1 protein-coding gene is annotated in these 1,672 nt (G+C 43.4%); it reads left to right on the forward strand.

Annotation, left to right across the window (positions count from 1 at the left end):
- Positions 1 to 40 precede the first annotated feature (40 nt).
- Entirely contained in the window at positions 41 to 1,273 is a 1,233-nt protein-coding gene (gene lpxB, locus F6J99_RS44795; RefSeq protein WP_293123839.1) for a lipid-A-disaccharide synthase, read from the forward strand.
- The last annotated feature ends 399 nt before the right edge of the window (positions 1,274 to 1,672 follow it).

Consider the following 1,672-nt stretch of genomic DNA (forward strand, 5'->3'; position numbering starts at 1 on the left):
CTACTCCCCTATTTTCCTAATCCCTATCGATCCATTAACCATGACTCTCAAAACCATCTTTATCAGTACTGGCGAGGTATCTGGTGATTTACAAGGGGCTCTACTGATTGAAGCATTGAAACGTCAGGGAACAGGAGCTGGCTTAGAGTTAGAGATTGTTGCTCTAGGCGGTGAGCAAATGACCCAAGCTGGTGCGAAGCTGTTGGGTAATACCACTAGTATTGGTTCTGTAGGAATTCTGGAATCTTTACCCTTTGTGCTGCCTACCCTGAAAGTCCAAGGTCGTGCTAAACAGTATCTCCGGCAGGAGCCCCCTGACCTAGTGGTGCTGATTGACTACATGGGACCAAATTTGAGTATTGGTAGTTTTCTCAAGCGTGAACTACCGCAAGTACCGGTAGTTTATTATATTGCTCCCCAAGAGTGGGTTTGGTCTATCTCTAAGCGCAACACCAGGATGATTGTGGAGATGACTGATCGAATGTTGGCAATTTTCCCAGAAGAAGCCCGTTACTTTGTGGAAAAGGGAGCGTCAGTTAGTTGGGTAGGTCATCCCCTGGTAGATCGGATGGAATCTAGCCCAAGCCGGGAGGAGGCTCGTGCTACCTTAGGCATAGCTCCAGAACAAACTGCGATCGCACTTTTACCTGCCTCTAGACAACAAGAAATTAAGTATCTCATGCCTGTAGTCTTTGAAGCCGCCAAGCAGCTACAGTCACAATTGTTGGATACTAAGCAAACCGGCCAGCTTAGCCAGTCGAAGGGTGAAGGGTTAAGGGAAAGTCAAGCTGATTCACCACTATTTTGGATTCCCCTATCCTTAGAAGCCTATCGCCATCCCATTGAAGAAGCAGTACAGCGCTATGGTTTACAGGCTAAGGTGGTAGCTGGTCAAACAAAGGAAATCTTGGCTGCTGCTGATTTAGCCATTACCAAGTCAGGTACAGTGAATTTGGAACTAGCACTACTAGATGTGCCTCAGGTGGTTTTCTACCGAGTTAATCCCTTTACCTACTGGCTTGCTCGCACCTTCTTGAAGTTTTCGATTCCCTTCATGTCTCCCCCTAACTTGGTAGTAATGCGTTCCATTGTGCCGGAGTTGTTACAAGATCAAGCCACACCAGAGAATATTGTCCAGGAATCCTTGGAACTCCTTTTTAATCAAAAACGGCGTCAGCAAACTCTGAAGGATTATCAGGAAATGCGCCAGTTATTGGGTGAAGTGGGCGTATGCGATCGCGCTGCTCAGGAAATTTTCCAGCTAATGAGCTAAAACCCATGTAAAATGGGTTTTAGCTTAGCATGCTCAAAGACTAATTGTTGGGTTTATCACTGATAGCTGAATGCTTACTTTTTTTGTTCTACCGAACTGGCTATGTAAAACTTTTACTCAACTTTTACTAAATAGCTAGTATAATCATGATTCGGCGGTAATTAAGTTTTTTTATATAAAAAATTTTGATAAATCACCCACCGAATCAGACTTAGTGGACATTTCAGTTAAATCTTTTCATTAGTAGTCCTATAAAGAATTATTATTGCTTTGTTCTGTGTTTAACAAGAAAGGAAGTCTAGGAATATCATCACCTATAACAAGAACATTTGGCACTTTAGAGCCTCCTTGTTTCCAAGCTTCTAGTATCTCAATTTGGAGAAAAAGTTTACCTCCTGG

The organism is Moorena sp. SIO4G3 (assembly GCF_010692305.1).
Taxonomy (GTDB): domain Bacteria; phylum Cyanobacteriota; class Cyanobacteriia; order Cyanobacteriales; family Coleofasciculaceae; genus Moorena; species Moorena producens_A.

Coding starts and splice junctions, on each gene's coding strand:
- lpxB (WP_293123839.1), top strand. CDS start 41: ATGACTCTCAAAACCATCTTTATCAGTACTGGCGAGGTATCTGGTGAT.